Annotated in this window: 17 protein-coding genes; 6 read left to right on the forward strand and 11 right to left on the reverse strand. The window is 71.0% G+C overall.

Features of this window, described 5'->3' with window-relative positions; translation table 11 throughout:
- Nucleotides 1–67 precede the first annotated feature (67 nt).
- Both OG878_RS22715 and OG878_RS22720 read right to left on the reverse strand, forming a co-directional pair.
- Nucleotides 68–844: a DUF3558 domain-containing protein gene (locus OG878_RS22715; protein ID WP_328888480.1), complete on the reverse strand. Its 777-nt coding sequence runs from the start codon at nt 842–844 to the stop codon at nt 68–70.
- Nucleotides 845–1,023: 179 nt separating this feature from the next.
- Nucleotides 1,024–1,824 (reverse strand): DUF3558 domain-containing protein, encoded by an 801-nt coding sequence (locus OG878_RS22720; protein WP_328888481.1) that lies wholly within the window; start codon nt 1,822–1,824, stop codon nt 1,024–1,026.
- 170 nt (nt 1,825–1,994) lie between these two features.
- Here OG878_RS22720 and OG878_RS22725 point away from each other — a divergent pair, with 170 nt between their 5' ends.
- On the forward strand, nt 1,995–3,188 hold the full coding sequence (locus OG878_RS22725) for an RtcB family protein (protein ID WP_328888482.1): 1,194 nt from the start codon (nt 1,995–1,997) through the stop codon (nt 3,186–3,188).
- A 78-nt stretch (nt 3,189–3,266) separates the two neighbouring features.
- Here OG878_RS22725 and OG878_RS22730 read toward each other — a convergent pair whose 3' ends face one another.
- Both OG878_RS22730 and OG878_RS22735 read right to left on the reverse strand, forming a co-directional pair.
- Complete coding sequence (locus OG878_RS22730) at nt 3,267–4,025, reverse strand: SDR family NAD(P)-dependent oxidoreductase (protein WP_328888483.1); 759 nt, start codon at nt 4,023–4,025, stop codon at nt 3,267–3,269.
- Nucleotides 4,026–4,151: 126 nt separating this feature from the next.
- Nucleotides 4,152–4,487, reverse strand: a complete 336-nt coding sequence (locus OG878_RS22735; RefSeq protein ID WP_328888484.1) for a YnfA family protein — start codon at nt 4,485–4,487, stop codon at nt 4,152–4,154.
- A 126-nt stretch (nt 4,488–4,613) separates the two neighbouring features.
- Here OG878_RS22735 and OG878_RS22740 point away from each other — a divergent pair, with 126 nt between their 5' ends.
- On the forward strand, nt 4,614–5,144 hold the full coding sequence (locus OG878_RS22740) for a hypothetical protein (RefSeq protein ID WP_328888485.1): 531 nt from the start codon (nt 4,614–4,616) through the stop codon (nt 5,142–5,144).
- A 29-nt stretch (nt 5,145–5,173) separates the two neighbouring features.
- Here OG878_RS22740 and OG878_RS22745 read toward each other — a convergent pair whose 3' ends face one another.
- Entirely contained in the window at nt 5,174–6,661 is a 1,488-nt protein-coding gene (locus OG878_RS22745) for an FAD-dependent oxidoreductase (RefSeq protein ID WP_328888486.1), read from the reverse strand.
- Between the two features lie 124 nt (nt 6,662–6,785).
- Here OG878_RS22745 and OG878_RS22750 point away from each other — a divergent pair, with 124 nt between their 5' ends.
- Nucleotides 6,786–7,358 (forward strand): TetR/AcrR family transcriptional regulator, encoded by a 573-nt coding sequence (locus OG878_RS22750; RefSeq protein WP_328888487.1) that lies wholly within the window; start codon nt 6,786–6,788, stop codon nt 7,356–7,358.
- Nucleotides 7,359–7,490: 132 nt separating this feature from the next.
- On the opposite strand, the gene OG878_RS22755 is transcribed toward OG878_RS22750, so the two are convergent.
- Nucleotides 7,491–8,243 carry a Mut7-C RNAse domain-containing protein gene (locus tag OG878_RS22755; protein ID WP_328888488.1) on the reverse strand — a complete coding sequence of 251 codons (753 nt, stop codon included), beginning with the start codon at nt 8,241–8,243 and terminating at the stop codon, nt 7,491–7,493.
- Between the two features lie 137 nt (nt 8,244–8,380).
- Here OG878_RS22755 and OG878_RS22760 point away from each other — a divergent pair, with 137 nt between their 5' ends.
- The gene (locus OG878_RS22760; protein WP_328888489.1) at nt 8,381–8,824 is read left to right on the forward strand and encodes a GNAT family N-acetyltransferase; all 444 of its coding nucleotides are present in this window, start codon (nt 8,381–8,383) and stop codon (nt 8,822–8,824) included.
- Nucleotides 8,825–8,861: 37 nt separating this feature from the next.
- Here the strand turns inward: OG878_RS22760 and OG878_RS22765 are convergent, their stop codons facing one another.
- Both OG878_RS22765 and OG878_RS22770 read right to left on the reverse strand, forming a co-directional pair.
- Nucleotides 8,862–9,413: a GNAT family N-acetyltransferase gene (locus OG878_RS22765; RefSeq protein WP_328888490.1), complete on the reverse strand. Its 552-nt coding sequence runs from the start codon at nt 9,411–9,413 to the stop codon at nt 8,862–8,864.
- Nucleotides 9,414–9,458: 45 nt separating this feature from the next.
- The gene (locus OG878_RS22770; RefSeq protein WP_328888491.1) at nt 9,459–10,265 is read right to left on the reverse strand and encodes a helix-turn-helix domain-containing protein; all 807 of its coding nucleotides are present in this window, start codon (nt 10,263–10,265) and stop codon (nt 9,459–9,461) included.
- Between the two features lie 88 nt (nt 10,266–10,353).
- On the opposite strand from OG878_RS22770, the gene OG878_RS22775 reads away from it, so the two are divergent.
- The gene (locus tag OG878_RS22775) at nt 10,354–10,926 is read left to right on the forward strand and encodes a TIGR03086 family metal-binding protein (RefSeq protein ID WP_328888492.1); all 573 of its coding nucleotides are present in this window, start codon (nt 10,354–10,356) and stop codon (nt 10,924–10,926) included.
- On the opposite strand, the gene OG878_RS22780 is transcribed toward OG878_RS22775, so the two are convergent.
- From OG878_RS22780 to OG878_RS22790, 3 genes are all read right to left on the reverse strand, one after another.
- Nucleotides 10,859–11,194 carry a hypothetical protein gene (locus OG878_RS22780; RefSeq protein WP_328888493.1) on the reverse strand — a complete coding sequence of 112 codons (336 nt, stop codon included), beginning with the start codon at nt 11,192–11,194 and terminating at the stop codon, nt 10,859–10,861. The two genes, OG878_RS22775 and OG878_RS22780, sit on opposite strands and share 68 nt — an antisense overlap.
- Before the next feature lie 172 nt (nt 11,195–11,366).
- The gene (locus OG878_RS22785) at nt 11,367–12,476 is read right to left on the reverse strand and encodes a hypothetical protein (protein ID WP_328888494.1); all 1,110 of its coding nucleotides are present in this window, start codon (nt 12,474–12,476) and stop codon (nt 11,367–11,369) included.
- Between the two features lie 117 nt (nt 12,477–12,593).
- The gene (locus tag OG878_RS22790; RefSeq protein WP_328888495.1) at nt 12,594–13,175 is read right to left on the reverse strand and encodes a hypothetical protein; all 582 of its coding nucleotides are present in this window, start codon (nt 13,173–13,175) and stop codon (nt 12,594–12,596) included.
- Between the two features lie 129 nt (nt 13,176–13,304).
- On the opposite strand from OG878_RS22790, the gene hemL reads away from it, so the two are divergent.
- Nucleotides 13,305–14,621 (forward strand): glutamate-1-semialdehyde 2,1-aminomutase, encoded by a 1,317-nt coding sequence (hemL, locus tag OG878_RS22795; RefSeq protein WP_443049149.1) that lies wholly within the window; start codon nt 13,305–13,307, stop codon nt 14,619–14,621.
- Nucleotides 14,622–14,654 lie beyond the last annotated feature (33 nt).

Consider the following 14,654-nt stretch of genomic DNA (forward strand, 5'->3'; position numbering starts at 1 on the left):
GAAACCGCTTCTGTGCAGGGCTGTTGGGACAGCTGCCGGATGCGCCGGTGCCGGGTCCGGCTCTTCGTTACGCCTTGTCCGACGACGACTTGGACGGCGACGGGCTCGACTTCTGCTCGCCGGAACCGGCACCGGCGTCCGTGCCGGCGACCGCCGCGACGGCCTCCCTGACGGCCTTCTCGGCGCCCTTCAGGATGTCGTCCGCGGACGGCGTCTTCGCGCCCGCGTAGCCCGCACCGTTGTAGGTCAGGGTGACCACGACGTTCCCTGTACGGGCCACGATCGTCGCGTACTTGAAGTCCTCACCGGTCTTGCTGAGGTCGTACGTGACCTTGGTGGCCTGGTCGCCGATCCCGTTGACGGGGGACCCGACGACCTTCTTGGCGCCCTCGGTCGCCTTGGTCTTGGCGACCTGGTTCGCGAGGTCCTCCTGGGCGCGCTCGGCGCCACTGCCGAGGGCCTGGTCCGAGTCGTAGCGGGTGAAGCCGACGTCGAGCCAGCGGTACTGCGAGCCCTTGACGCCGTTGTCGTCGAGGCCGTTCCAGGAGCAGCCGGCGCGCGCCGCGGTGTCGCTGGACGTGGCTGCCGTACCGCCCTTGCTCTTGGCCTTCGGCACCAGGGTGGTGATCGTCTTCGAGGAGATCGACTTGCACGGGTCCGGCAGCCCGGCGAACTTCGCCGGCTCCACCTTCGCTTCCGGCTTCTTCGCGCCCGGAGCGGCCGAGGAGGACGAGCCGTCCGACTCCTTGCTGCCGGAGTCCGACGAACAGCCGGCGACGACGAGCATCACCGGGACGGCGGCGCAGGCGAGTATGCGGGTGAGTCGCGGGGCTGATCGGTGCATGGTTCCTTCACTCGGATGGCGCGTGCGGGCGGCGCGGCGGTCGGGGGCGGGGCTGGGCGGGATCGCGGTCGGGCAGGTGTTCCGGAGGGCCACGGTACGACGGACGGCGGCCGGATGCCGCCTCGGCCGGACACTTCGCCGACCGGTTCGGTGCCCGTCCGGGGGCGCCCGGCGCACCGTTATTCGCTGAACCTGTCGACCAGCTTCCGGGCCAGCGACTGGGCCTTGTCCTGCAGTTCCTTGCTGTCCGGGATCGTCGTCGCAAGGGCGGGCTGCTCGGTGTACCGGACGGTCACGAGGACGTTCGATGTGCGGAATACCACGCTCACCGTGCGGTGCTGTGCGGTGGAACCTGTCCGTGTGAGCAGATCGTCCAGAAATGCGGCATCTCCGAGACCGTCGAGGACGCGCGGCTGCAGATCGTCGGCGGTGCCTGTGGTCCCGTTGCTCTTCCCGCTGCCCTGCGCCGGGCCGGAAGGGGTGTTCGAGGGGGAGCCCGAGGGCGAGTCCGAGGGGGAATCGTCCTTCGTTCCGTCCGGTGTGACGGAGCCTGCCGGCAGATGGGCGGCGTCCCGCTTCTTCGCGTACAGCTCGTCGGCGCGGTCGTCGTCGCTCACCGAGGTGTCGTACGAGACGACCCGCTCGAAGTCGAGGGAGAGGCTGCGGGACGAGTCCGGTGCCTCGGACTTCCATGTGCAGCCGACGCGGCGGTCCGTGTCGTAGGTGACGGAGGCCGTGCCCGCGTACGCCTTCTCCTGCTGGTCCTCCGGCAGTTCGGCGATACCCGGCAGGAGGTCCTTCAGTGTGGACTGCCCGATGGAGCGGCAAGGTTCTGGAAGCGTGCGGTACTTGCCTGCCGGCGCCACGGAGGTCATCGGGTCGCCGGGTTTGTCGTCGGCGGCGGAGCCTTCGGTTCCGGTATCGGCGCTACAGCCGACGACGAGCGCTGCAAGGAGCGCGACGCCGGGTACGTACGCCATTTGTCGCACGGTCCTCGGCTCCCTTCGTGCGAAAAACGGTTGCCGCTCGATGGCGGCCGGTGGACACAATGTGTATCGCACGCGCCGCTGTGAATGCCGGTCGGCCGACTTGTTTGCCGACCTTGGCACCGGTTTTGCGCTATCAGACTTTTCGGGGGAATTGAGGAACTATGTCGTACATGGAGGTAGCGGGGGCCAAGGTCCCCATCCGCATGTGGGCCGATCCGGCTTCGGTCGAGGGCGGTGCCATGCAGCAGCTGCAGAACGTGGCCACCCTGCCCTGGATCAAGGGGCTGGCCGTCATGCCCGATGTGCACTACGGCAAGGGCGCGACCGTCGGCTCGGTGATCGCGATGCACGGTGCGGTCTGCCCGGCGGCGGTGGGGGTGGACATCGGCTGCGGTATGTCGGCGGTGAAGACCTCCCTGACGGCCAACGACCTGCCCGGAGACCTGTCGCGGCTGCGGTCGAAGATCGAACAGGCCATTCCGGTGGGCCGCGGGATGCACGACGACGTCGTGGACCCGGGCCGGCTGCACGGCATCCCGGCGACGGGCTGGGACGACTTCTGGGGCCGGTTCGACGGGGTGGCCGACGCGGTCAAATTCCGTCAGGAGCGGGCCACCAAGCAGATGGGGACACTGGGGTCCGGGAATCACTTCATCGAGTTCTGCCTCGATGAGTCGGGTTCGGTCTGGCTGATGCTGCACTCCGGATCCCGGAACATCGGCAAGGAGCTCGCCGAGCACCACATCGGGGTGGCGCAGAAGCTGGCGCACAACCAGGGCCTGGTCGACCGTGATCTGGCGGTCTTCATCGCGGACACTCCGCAGATGGCGGCGTATCGGAACGACCTGTTCTGGGCCCAGGAGTATGCGAAGCGCAACCGCGCGATCATGATGGGGCTCTTCCAGGACGTGGTCCGCAAGGAGTTCAAGAAGGCCCGGGTGACCTTCGAGCCGGTCATCTCCTGCCACCACAACTACGTGGCGGAGGAGCGGTACGACGGCATGGACCTGCTGGTCACCCGCAAGGGTGCGATCCGTGCCGGTTCGGGGGACCTCGGCATCATCCCGGGCTCGATGGGCACCGGCTCGTACATCGTGAAGGGTCTGGGGAACGCGGAGTCGTTCAACTCGGCCTCGCACGGCGCCGGCCGGAAGATGAGCCGCAACGCGGCCAAGCGGCGCTTCTCGACGCGGGACCTGGAGGAGCAGACGCGGGGCGTGGAGTGCCGTAAGGACTCCGGCGTCGTGGACGAGATCCCGGCTGCGTACAAGCCGATCGAGCAGGTCATGGAACAGCAGCGTGACCTGGTGGAGGTCGTCGCGAAGCTCAAGCAGGTGGTGTGCGTGAAGGGCTGAGCGCCCTTGCGCCGATGAACGGAGGAGCCCCGGACCCTGTGGTGGTGGTCCGGGGCTCCTCTGCGCGCGTCGGCACGGTCAAAGGGTGCGGTGGACCTTGGAGTTGGAGGCCTGGGCGCGTGGGCGGACCACCAGGAGGTCGATGTTGACGTGGCTGGGGCGGGTGACCGCCCAGGTGATCGTGTCGGCCACGTCGTCGGCGGTGAGCGGGGCGTCGACGCCCGCGTAGACCTTGGCGGCCTTCTCCTTGTCGCCGCGGAAGCGGGTGGTGGCGAACTCCTCCGTCTTGACCATGCCGGGGGCGACCTCGATCACCCGGACCGGGGTGCCGACGATCTCCAGGCGGAGCGTCTCGGCCAGGACGTGTTCGCCGTGCTTGGCGGCCACGTAGCCACCGCCGCCCTCGTACGCGGAGAGGGCCGCCGTCGAGGAGAGGACCACGATGGTGCCGTCGCCGCTCGCGGTGAGGGCGGGGAGCAGGGCCTGGGTGACGTTCAGAGTGCCGATGACGTTCGTCTCGTACATCTGGCGCCAGTCGGCCGGGTCGCCGGTGGCGACGGGGTCGGCGCCGAGGGCGCCGCCTGCGTTGTTGACGAGGACGGCGAGGGTGCGGAAGGCGGTGGCGAACGCGTCGACCGCCTCGCGGTCCGTGACGTCCAGGGCGTACGCCGTGGCCTCGTGGCCCGCTTCGCTGATCTCGGCGGCGAGCGCCTCGATGCGGTCCTTGCGGCGGGCGGTCAGGACGACGCGATAGCCGGCAGCGGCCAGCTGCCGGGCGGTGGCGGCGCCGATGCCGCTGCTCGCTCCGGTGATGACGGCAATGGGGGTGGCGGCCATGCGGACTCGACTCCTCGGACAGCTGATCGGTACGGGGCCAGGATAGGCAGGCGGGAGGGGTGGGCGTTCGGCGGCCGTCCGTGAGCGGCGAATGGGCGGCCGGTGTGCCCGGTGCGGCAGGTGCGGTCAGTGGTTGCGGGGGGCGTACATGATCACGGCCATGCCGGCCAGGCAGATCAGTGCGCCGATCACGTCCCAGCGGTCCGGGCGGTAGCCGTCGGCGACCATGCCCCAGGCGATCGAACCCGCGACGAAGACCCCGCCGTACGCGGCGAGGATGCGGCCGAACTCGGCGTCGGGCTGGAGCGTGGCGACGAAGCCGTACGCGCCGAGGGCGATGACTCCGGCGCCGATCCAGATCCAGCCCCGGTGTTCGCGCACGCCCTGCCAGACGAGCCAGGCGCCGCCGATCTCGAAGAGCGCGGCGACGACGAAGAGTGCGGCTGAGCGGGCGACGACCATGGGAACAGCGTTTCACGCGGGTGTCTGGCGGGAGGGCGAGTGGGCCTGTGAGGCAGGCGGGTGGAGTTGGCGCGTCGAGTCAGTGTGTAAATACGAATGATTCGGGCTGATCGTTATCTTCAGGACATGGTAGTGATGCGTAAGGCTCGGCTGATGCTGTCCGCCGCGGCGGCGACTGTGGTGTGGGGGTTCGGACAGGCGGCCGTGGCGGCCCCGGTGCCCGTACCGGTGGCCGCGGCCGTGCCGGTCCCGGTGTACCGGTCGGTGGCACCGGAGGCGGACGTCTCCCATCACGGGCACGTCTCGCTGTGGGGCGGGGGGCTCGGTGTGTGGCTGTTCAGTGAGAACCACGGCCCGTCGAGCCTCGCCGCCGCTACCGTGCGGCTGCGCTTCTCGGTGAACCTCGTCGGCCGGCAGGAGATGCCGGATGCCTGTCTGCAGGCCGGCGCCCGCACCGTGCTGTGCCGGACGGGTCCGCTGCCTGCGGACGGGTCGGCGGGGCGGCAGCTCGCGCTCGAACTGCAGCTCACAGGGCGGCCGAACGAGGTGGTCGTCCGCATCGACACGCTGTGGAACGGCGGCGCGACCGACCGGAACCCGCAGAACAACGAGCACGAGGTGCTGGCGCCCGCCACCGGGGACGAGTACGTCTTCTGACCGCCGGCCGCGGCGCGGGCGCGCGGCGGTCATCGCGTGAGTGCGGCCCGCACGGCCGCCGGGTCGGGCCGTTCGCCCGCCCAGGCGACATAGCCGTCGGGGCGGACGAGCAGCACGGTGGTGCGGTCGCCCGTCCAGTGCGCGTGCACCAGTGGGGTCGGCGATACCGGCGTGGGCATGTCGGCGGGGGTCACGAGGACGAACTCGCCGTCGCGCAGCATCTCCTGGAGGCGGCCCTCCACCAGTCCCAGGTCGGGGGCGCGCTTTCCGGTGAGGGGATGCGCACCGCGCGGCGCGGCGTAGGCGATGGCGATGCCGGAGATCATGCCCATCGCCTTGTCGGCGGCCGGCTGCACCAGGGACAGGAAGCGGGCGGCGGCCGTGCGGATCGCCCGTTGCCACGGGGTGCGGGCCATGGCGAGGCGGACCAGTGCGCCGCTGCTGCGCAGCACGGCGGCGCCGACCGGGTGCCGTTCGGCGTGGTAGCTGTCGAGGAGCGCTTCCGGATCCGCCGCGTCCCCCCGCAGGACGGCCGCGAGCTTCCAGGAGAGGTTGGCCGCGTCCTGGAGTCCGGTGTTCATGCCCTGCCCGCCCGCGGGGGAGTGGACATGGGCGGCGTCCCCGGCGAGGAAGACCCTGCCGGTGCGGTAGGCGGGCACCTGGCGTTCATCGCTGTGGAAGCGGGAGATCCAGCGCGCGTCATGCATGCCGTGGTCGCTGCCCAGGGCGAGGCGGGTGATCTCGCGGAGCTCGTCGAGCTCGACGGGGTCGGTGTCGTCGGCCTGGTGGTTGCGGTTCCATCCCATGGCCCGGTACCAGCCGTCACCGAACGGGGCGATGAAGGCGAACGCCTCGCCCACGCCGTTGGCCGTGAGGAGGTCCGCGGGTTCTTCGGCGAGCCGGACGTCGGCCAGGATGATCGACCGGATCACCGACTTGCCGGGGAAGGGGAGTCCGAGCGCCTCACGGACGGTGCTGCGCACTCCGTCGGTGCCGACGGCGTAGCGGGCGGAGAGGGTGTCCGGCGTGCCGTCGGTGTCCTGCACCTCGGCGGTGACCGTGTCGGTGGACTGGTGCAGGCCGGTCAGCTTCGTGCCGTAACGGAAATGCACACCCGCGGACAGTGCCCGGCGCTCCAGCAGGCGCTCGACCTCGTACTGCGGGGTGATCAGCAGGAAGGGGAAGCGGGACCGGAGTCCGGACAGGTCGAGCGAGAGGCCGCCGAAGAGTCGCAGACCGGTGAGGCGGGAGCCCGTCTTGAGCAGCTCGTCGGCGAGGCCGCGGGCGTCGAGCACCTCGAGGGTGCGGGCATGGACCGCGAAGGCGCGCGTCATGTTGCTCGTCCGGTGCGGGCGGCGCTCGACGACGGTGACCGAGAGGCCGCGGGCGGCGAGATCGCCTGCGAGCAGCAGTCCGGTGGGTCCCGCTCCCACCACGAGGACGTCGACGGCTTCGTGGGTGTCGCCGGCCTGGTGCAGGGGTTCGGCGTGTGCGCGAGTGCTGGGCTTGCCGGTCATGGCGGCCTCCTGGAGCCGGTTGCCGACGAATGTGGGTCAACAGCTGTAGGTCAACGCTTGTTGGCAAATATAGATCCGGCGGATCTGGCATGTCAACACCTGTTGGCCTACAGTTGTTGGCGTGATGACGCAGACCCCCGGCGCCCCCCGCCGCTCGGACGCCACCAAGGCCGCGATTCTCGAAGCCGCCCGTGAGCGGTTCGCCGCCGACGGCTATGAGCGCGCCACCATCCGGGCCATCGCCCGCGACGCGAACATCGACCCGTCGATGGTGATGCGCTACTACGGCAACAAGGAGGGGCTGTTCGCCGCCGCGTCCGTGATCGATCTGCGCATGCCCGAGCTCGGCGCGCTGCCCGGAAAGCACATCGGGGCCGTACTCGTCACACACTTCCTGGACCGCTGGGAGCAGGACGACGTGCTGACGGGGCTGCTCAGGGTCGGTGTCACCAATGACGCGGGGGCCGAGCGCATCCGGGCCGTCTTCGCCGAGCAGATCGGTCCGATAGCCGCTGCGGTCTGCCCCGACCCGGCCGATGCCCCGCGCCGCGCCGCGCTCGTTGCCTCCCAGATCCTGGGGATGGCGCTCGCGCGGTACGTGCTGTGCCTCGCACCCGCCGTCTCCATGCCGCGCGAGGAAGTGATCGCCTGGCTCGCTCCCACCGTGCAGCGCTATCTGACCGCCGAGCAGCCGTAGCGCACGCGGCGGCCCCGGCGAGGAGTGCCGGCCTGCGGCCCGGCCCCGTGCGCGCCGTGCAGGCCGCAGAAGGCGCGCCTAGTGCTGTGACCGGAAGGGTTTGCGAGCCGGTGAACCTTTCCGGTCACAGCACTAGCGGGGCGGGGCGGCCTGATCGGAGGCGTCGCCGAACTCGTGCACCGCGTTGGCGACGATCTTCTCGAGGTGAGCGTGATGGGCGCCACGCCAGTACACCCGCCCGCACTCCGTGCACTGCGCGAAGACGTCGTACGACCGCTGCGTACCGTGCTCCAGTTGTCCGCTGACGGACTGCTTGTCGGCCTCGGTCAGCTGCCCGTTGCAGGCCGTGCACCGGGTCCACGGGGCCAGCACCGGTGCGAACCGCTCCAGCACGTCCCGCAGCTGGTCGTCCGGCCGGTCGCTGTAGATGTACGCCCCGGCCCAGATCTCCCGCCGCCGCAGCAGCCCCCGGTCGCGGGAGAGCAGCACCCGCTGCTCCGTCGCCGACAGCGTGGCCAGCGCCGGATCCCCGATGTCCTCGCTCCGGTACGCGGCGTCGACCCCCAGCAGCCGCAGCCGCCGGGCGAGCGTGCCGAGGTGGACGTCGAGGAGGAAGCGCAGCGGCGCGCCCTCGATGCGCTGCGGGCGCACCACCGCGCGGACCTCCACGAGCTCGCCCGCGCCCGGGATGTGCGAAACCGGAACGGGCCGGCCGTCGACGAGCAGCTGACCGGCCTCGGTGAGCGGGACTCCGAGCGACTCCACGACATGGCCGAGAGTCGAGGAACCGTCGGTGGTCACGGCCGTACGCCCGTTACGGCGCTCGTGGGCGACGAAGAGCCGCAGTTCGGGGTCGACTACGAGATGGATCTCCGGTCCGTTCACGCCGCCAGGATGCCATTGGGCGGTCCGCGTCAGCCAGGGGATTCGAGGGGGGCGGCACCCCGGGCGCGGAACGCGGCGGCGACGGCCCGCCCGGCACAGGCCTCCGGGGCTCAGGTGGCCCGTCCTACAGTTCCCGCATGAAGATTCTCGATCTTGAACCCGGCGACGCCCGGCTCACCGCCGACCTGCTCCCCGTCCTGCGCGAGCTCCGTCCGCATCTGACGGAGGACCTCTTCCGCGAGGTCTACGAGCGGGGGTACGCGCAGGGGCTCCGCTTCACCGCCGCCTACGACGACGGCGGCGCATGCGTGGGCGCGGCCGGGTGGCGGATCGTCGACAACACCAGCCAGATCCGCAAGCTGTACGTCGACGACCTGGTCACCGCCGGGCACGCCCGCTCCACCGGCGCCGGCCGGCGGCTTCTCGGGCATCTGGAGCAGCGCGCCCGGGAGGCGGGCTGCCGGGCGTTCGCCCTGGACTCGGGGACGCACCGCACGCGGGCCCACCGCTTCTATCTGCGGGAGCGGCTGGACATCGTCGCCTTCCACTTCAGCAAGCGGCTGGTCCCGGAAGCGGACTGAGGCAGGCGTGGGCCGCGGGCCCGACCACGGGCCGGGGCTACGGGACGGGCGCCGGGCCGAGGTCCAGCCGCCAGTCGTTCGTCAGCAGCACACGGCCGGGCGGGTACTCGAAGTCGCACTTGCCGAGCAGGGTGAAGCCCGCCTTGCGGCACACCGCGTTCGACGCGGCGTTGTCGACGGACGGGTACGCGTGCAGATGGCGGTGCCTGCGCTCCGCCCGGGCCTGCTCGGCGACGGCCACGGCCGCGGCAGCCGCGATGCCGCGCCCCTGGTACCCGGTGAGGACGGCCCACCCCGTCTCGTACACCTGCCGGCCCTCCCAGCTCCGCTCCCAGAACCCGATCGTGCCGACGGCCTCGTCCCCGCCGACGTCGGCCAGGGCGATCCGGAACATCCTGCCCCGGCCCGTGCGGTCCGCGCTCAGCTCCACATAGCGGTCATGGCGCGCCATGAGCTGCTCCTCGGACTCGGGGCCGCCCAGATGGTCCATCAGCTCGGGTGCATTGGCGCGGCGGAGCAGCTCCAGGTCGTCGTCCGACCAGGGCACGATCCGTACGACGGGCGCCGGTGATGACGAGGTGCGTTCCATACCAAGACAGTAGGCCGCACCACCGACAACCACCGGTACCGACCGTCAACGGGTGGCGAGTGCCGTCGGCGGGGCGCCGATCGTCGATGTGAAGTCCCTGGTCAGGTGGGCCTGGTCGCTGTACCCGAGGTCCGCGGCCAGCTCCGCCCAGTCCACCTCGGGGTCCGACTCGGCGCGTTCCAGCGCCTCGTGGATGCGGTAGCGGAGGATCACCCACTTGGGACTGACGCCCACGTACGCGGCGAAGAGCCGCTGCAGCGAGCGTGCCGACAGCCCTTCGACGCGGGCGAGTTCGTCGACCCGGCGCATCGTGCGGTCGGTGCGGACGCGCTCGACCAGAGCCATGGCGCGCTCGGCCTGCGGGTCCGGTTCCGGGGCGAGCGCCAGCAGGTACGCGTCCAGCGCCGCGACCCGTGCGTCCTCCTCGGCCGGGTCCAGCACGGCCGCCACCGGAGCGGGTACGGCGAGGACCTCGTGCGCCAGGAGCCGCCGGCCCGTCCACTCCGACACCGGGCGGCCCGGCGCGAACGGCCGGAAGCCGCCCGGCCGGAACTTCACCCCGCACACCCGTCCCCTGCCCTCCAGCTTCTGGGCGAACAGCCCGAGATCGATGCCCGCGACCTCCGCGAAGGCGGCCTCGCCACTGCTCTCGTGGCGCTGGAAGACCAGGTTCACCGAAGGGTGCGGGACCACGTGCGAGGTGTACGGCTCCGGCAGGTCCCAGTCGATCAGCCAGTAGGAGTCCACCTGTGTCCGCAGTCCGGGAGCGGGCTCGCGGCGGCGGAAGTGCACATGCGAGAAGAGTTCGCGGGCGTCGACGATGCCCCGGGTGTCGCGTCGAGGAGCAGACATGGCGCCGATCCTATGGTGAACGTGAGTTCGAATCGATGGTGTCGCGTTTGTTCAAGACACGGGCCGCCGCCGGGCGGACGGTCACAGCATGAAGAAAATCAGTGAACTGCTGAGTGCGGCCGCCGACAGTGCTGCTCCCGTCGTACGCGGGATCGAGGACAGCCGGCTGGGCGACCCCACACCGTGCACGGAGTACGACGTGCGGGCCCTGGTCGACCATCTCTTCCAGGTGGTCGTCAACTTCCAGGCCCTGGCGGCCCGGGAGGAGGCGGACTTCGGCGCGAGGCCGACCGCGGTGGCCGGGGACTGGCGGGGCCGCTTCGACGAGGAGACGGCCAAGCTGGTGGCGGCGTGGGGTGCGCCGGGCGCGGACGAGGGGACCGCGGGTTCCATGGGGTTCCCCGCCCGAACCGTCGCGCGGATGGTGCTGGGCGATCTGACCGTGCATGCGTGGGACCTGGCACGGGCAACCGGACAGGAGTACGTCCCGGACGAGGCCGTGGTGAGCGAACTCGGGCCCGGGCTCGCCGAGATGGCTCCGAATGCGCGGAAGGCGAAGGTGTTCGGTGAGCCCTTCCCCGTGGCGGACGGTGCTAGCCCCTTCGAGCGGATGCTGGCTGTGACCGGCCGTGACCCGGACTGGCAACCGCCCCGGGCGTAAGCCCCGGGGCGGTTGGGGCGCTGGTGGCTCCCATGGCCGGAATGGCGCCTTCCGAGGTGCCGTAGAGCCCCTCCAGCGTCGCGTACGCCCCGACGACGATCTCCTCGGCGGCCGCGACCGTCTCGTGCCCGGCGAGGCGTGCCGCCTGATGGGTGTACGGGGACGGCGGCGCCGGCATCCGGCGCCGCCACCAGGTCTCGCACCCTGCGTGGATCCCGGCGGCGAAGACCAGTACGGGGATGGACAGGGCCAGCAGAGTGTCGCCCATGAGCAGACCTCCTCGACGTCGATGCCTTGCACGCCGACTGACTCCACCGGCTGCGTCACCTGCATCGGCCGCTCCGGCGATATCGGCTGTACGGGGTGCATCGGCAGAGTCGGCAGGTCGGCTGAAGATCCTTCTTCGGCCAATGAATGGCCGAATGCCGTCGTGGGCCGTCCTACGCGTCCAAGGTCCACAGATGCAGGACGTCCCCGGACCCGGACACCGTGTACCAGGTGCCGTCGCCGAGGGCCGTGGGCGTGCCGGAGACCGGGAACGGGTACGCGACCTGCCCGACCGGCCGCATCCCCGCCGTCTCCAGCAGCCAGTGGCGGACCGGCCCGCACTCCTCCTCCACGTCCGTGCTGGAGATGGCCGTGTCCTTGTCCACGAACCCGCACTCGTAGTCCCACATGACCTCGTCGGCGTCGAAGTCGTCCGGATCCGCGCCGGGGTGACGGGGAACGGCGTCCCCGGCCTCCAGTTCGGCCACCACCGCACCGTCCGCGACCCGGTGCAGCGCCAGCGAGTCGAGATCGTGAGCCACCGTCAGGAAGTGCTCACCCGTGGGGCTCACCGAGGTCAGGATCCGCTCCTCCTCGCCGAAGTGCTCCACGGACAGCTCCACCCCGTCCCACCGTCCCCACAGCAGCGGCGCCCCGTCCTGGCCCTCCCCGACGCTCAGCCCCATCTGTGCCGGATCGGGATGCGGTACGTGCTCCGAGCCCGCCGCCACGGTCTGCGCGTCCGCCCGCCCCAGCACCCGCCCGTCGGCCGCATCGATGACCAGCCACTCGTCGAGCGCTTCGGGGTCCGGGGCCGCCGCGGCCACGGGGCCGCGGACATGGGCCCACACGAGCGACCCGTCCGCCGAGAACACCACAGAGCCGCTGTCGGCGTACAGATGCGCCCTGCTGTCCGCGTACTCCTCGAACGACTCGTGCAGGACGCGGCAGCCCCCGTCCCAGCAACCGTGCCGCACCTCCCAGAGCACCGTGCCCGCCGGGTCCACCGCGCGCACCGCGTGCACCCCTGCGAAGACCGCGAGATCCCCGTCCGGCGCCACCGTGAACGTACCGAAACGACGCGGCCAGGGAGCGGGAAAGCGGGTCTGCGGGGCGGACTCGGCGTCCAGATCGACGGCGACCGCCTCGAAGTCGCCGCGCTGTATCAGCAGCCGGCGATCCGGCCACCGCAGGACGGACGGCGCGTACGCGGCGTCGCGTTCGCGGGCCAGGGGCGCAGTGAGCGTGGCGACAAGACGAGCGGATACGGCGCTGGTGGTCATGGGTCCCCTCCCGGACGTGCAGCGTGCACGAGAACAGGGGAGAACCGTAGAGCCCCGGGGTGACAGCCTCGCCACGGGGTGGTGCCGGGACCCGCTCGGGGCCGGTTCGGGGCTGCCTCAGGGCCACACCAGGCAGTACGCCTGGTGCCCCGCGTCATGCAGGCGGTGCGAGAAGTCCTGCCACTCGTGGAGTAGCTGGTAGACGTTGAACGCGTCGCGCGGGCCGCCGCGGTCCGGGACCGTGGACCAGATGAACGCCGCGGCGCCGACCGACTCCTCGCCCACGTCGCGCAGCGGGTCGACGACCGTCATCGGGAGCTTGACCACCGCGTAGTCGGGGTGCAGGACGACCAGTTCCAGCGGGGGGACCTTGTGCAGGGGTATGCCCTGGATGCCGGTGAGGACCATGGCCGCGACGGTCTCGGGCTTGATCTTGGTGAACATGCCGCCCATGCCCAGCTCGTCGCCGCCGAGCTCCTCGGGGCGCATCGAAATGGGCACACGTGCGGCAGTGGCGCCGTCCGGGGCCCCGAAATATTTGTAGGTCACCCCCACCCGGCCACCACTCCCGCTTCCGGCCCGGGCACTGTCGGCCCGTATGCCCTGCTTGCGCTCAGCCTCACGCCGGTGCCGACCGCGCCGGGCAGGCTCGGGCCCCAGGTCGTCGGTCCCTTCGCCCACTTCGCCACCGCGATGCATATCTCATCCACCCGACTACTACTTAGGAGACACAGCCCCCGCCGCGCAACCCGATCATCGTGTCAGTGACCTCCCCCACGGGCGTGGTGTGAAACACCTGTCCGCAAGACCGCCGGTGGCTCTGACACCATGGCTTGTGTGAGCTTTCCCTATGACGCCCCAGTTTCGCAGACGCTTTTCGACCGCGCTTCCCTCGTGACGCCCGGCGGCGTGAACTCTCCCGTCCGTGCCTTCCGGGCCGTGGGCGGTACGCCCCGCTTCATGGTGTCCGGTACCGGTCCGTATCTCACCGATGCCGACGGCCGTGAATACGTCGACCTCGTGTGCTCGTGGGGGCCGATGATCCTCGGCCACTCCCACCCCGAGGTCATCGCTGCAGTCCAGGAGGCTGTCGCCCGCGGCACCTCGTTCGGTACGCCCGGTGAGGGTGAGGTCGCGCTCGCCGAGGAGATCGTGGCCCGGATCGAGCCGGTGGAGCAGGTACGGCTGGTGTCGTCCGGCACCGAGGCGACCATGTCCGCGATCCGGCTGGCCCGTGGATTCACCGGCCGGGCGAAGGTCGTGAAGTTCGCCGGCTGCTACCACGGGCACGTCGATGCGCTGCTCGCCGCCGCCGGGTCCGGGGTCGCGACCTTCGGCCTCCCGGACACCCCGGGGGTCACGGGCGCGCAGGCGGGCGACACGATCGTGCTGCCCTACAACGACCTGGAGGCCGTGCGTACCGCGTTCGCCGCGCACCCCGGCGAGATCGCCTGTGTGATCACCGAGGCGTCGCCCGGCAACATGGGCGTCGTGCCGCCCCTGGACGGCTTCAACGCCGGGCTCAAGGAGATCTGCGCCGCCGACGGTGCGCTGTACATCTCCGACGAGGTCATGACCGGTTTCCGTACCTCGAAGGCCGGCTGGTTCGGTATCGACGGGGTGCGGCCCGACCTGATGACCTTCGGCAAGGTCATGGGCGGTGGCTTCCCGGCCGCGGCCTTCGGCGGGCGCGCCGACGTGATGGCGCACCTCGCCCCCGTCGGCCCCGTCTACCAGGCGGGCACGCTCTCCGGTAACCCGGTCGCCACCGCCGCCGGTCTCGCCCAGCTGCGGCTGCTCGACGACGCGGCGTACGCGAAGGTCGACGCGGTCTCCGCGGAGATCCGGTCCCTGGTGAGCGAGGCGTTCACCAAGGAGGGCGTCGCGCACACGGTGTCCTCGGCCAGCAACATGTTCTCCGTGTTCTTCACCGACCAGCCGGTGCGGAACTACGAGGACGCGAAGAAGCAGGAGGCGTTCCGCTTCACCGCCTTCTTCCACTCGATGCTGGCGCAGGGCGTCTATCTGCCGCCGTCCGCGTTCGAGTCCTGGTTCGTCTCCACCGCCCATGACGCGCGGGCCGTCGAGCGGATCGCCGCCGCCCTGCCCGCCGCCGCCCGCGCCGCATCGGAGGCCACCGCGTGAGCGCCGCCGCCAAGGACATCACCGTTGTTCATC

Origin of the sequence: Streptomyces sp. NBC_00316, assembly GCF_036158715.1 — a bacterium.
In the GTDB taxonomy this organism is placed as follows: domain Bacteria; phylum Actinomycetota; class Actinomycetes; order Streptomycetales; family Streptomycetaceae; genus Streptomyces.

Coding starts and splice junctions, on each gene's coding strand:
- OG878_RS22780 (WP_328888493.1), bottom strand. CDS start 11,194: ATGGGCGACACTCTGCTGGCCCTGTCCATCCCCGTACTGGTCTTCGCC.
- OG878_RS22725 (WP_328888482.1), top strand. CDS start 1,995: ATGTCGTACATGGAGGTAGCGGGGGCCAAGGTCCCCATCCGCATGTGG.
- OG878_RS22730 (WP_328888483.1), bottom strand. CDS start 4,025: ATGGCCGCCACCCCCATTGCCGTCATCACCGGAGCGAGCAGCGGCATC.
- OG878_RS22765 (WP_328888490.1), bottom strand. CDS start 9,413: ATGGAACGCACCTCGTCATCACCGGCGCCCGTCGTACGGATCGTGCCC.
- OG878_RS22760 (WP_328888489.1), top strand. CDS start 8,381: ATGAAGATTCTCGATCTTGAACCCGGCGACGCCCGGCTCACCGCCGAC.
- OG878_RS22720 (WP_328888481.1), bottom strand. CDS start 1,824: ATGGCGTACGTACCCGGCGTCGCGCTCCTTGCAGCGCTCGTCGTCGGC.
- OG878_RS22785 (WP_328888494.1), bottom strand. CDS start 12,476: ATGACCACCAGCGCCGTATCCGCTCGTCTTGTCGCCACGCTCACTGCG.
- OG878_RS22750 (WP_328888487.1), top strand. CDS start 6,786: ATGACGCAGACCCCCGGCGCCCCCCGCCGCTCGGACGCCACCAAGGCC.
- OG878_RS22715 (WP_328888480.1), bottom strand. CDS start 844: ATGCACCGATCAGCCCCGCGACTCACCCGCATACTCGCCTGCGCCGCC.
- OG878_RS22740 (WP_328888485.1), top strand. CDS start 4,614: ATGGTAGTGATGCGTAAGGCTCGGCTGATGCTGTCCGCCGCGGCGGCG.
- OG878_RS22745 (WP_328888486.1), bottom strand. CDS start 6,661: ATGACCGGCAAGCCCAGCACTCGCGCACACGCCGAACCCCTGCACCAG.
- OG878_RS22790 (WP_328888495.1), bottom strand. CDS start 13,175: ATGCATCGCGGTGGCGAAGTGGGCGAAGGGACCGACGACCTGGGGCCC.
- OG878_RS22775 (WP_328888492.1), top strand. CDS start 10,354: ATGAAGAAAATCAGTGAACTGCTGAGTGCGGCCGCCGACAGTGCTGCT.
- OG878_RS22770 (WP_328888491.1), bottom strand. CDS start 10,265: ATGTCTGCTCCTCGACGCGACACCCGGGGCATCGTCGACGCCCGCGAA.
- hemL (WP_443049149.1), top strand. CDS start 13,305: ATGGCTTGTGTGAGCTTTCCCTATGACGCCCCAGTTTCGCAGACGCTT.
- OG878_RS22735 (WP_328888484.1), bottom strand. CDS start 4,487: ATGGTCGTCGCCCGCTCAGCCGCACTCTTCGTCGTCGCCGCGCTCTTC.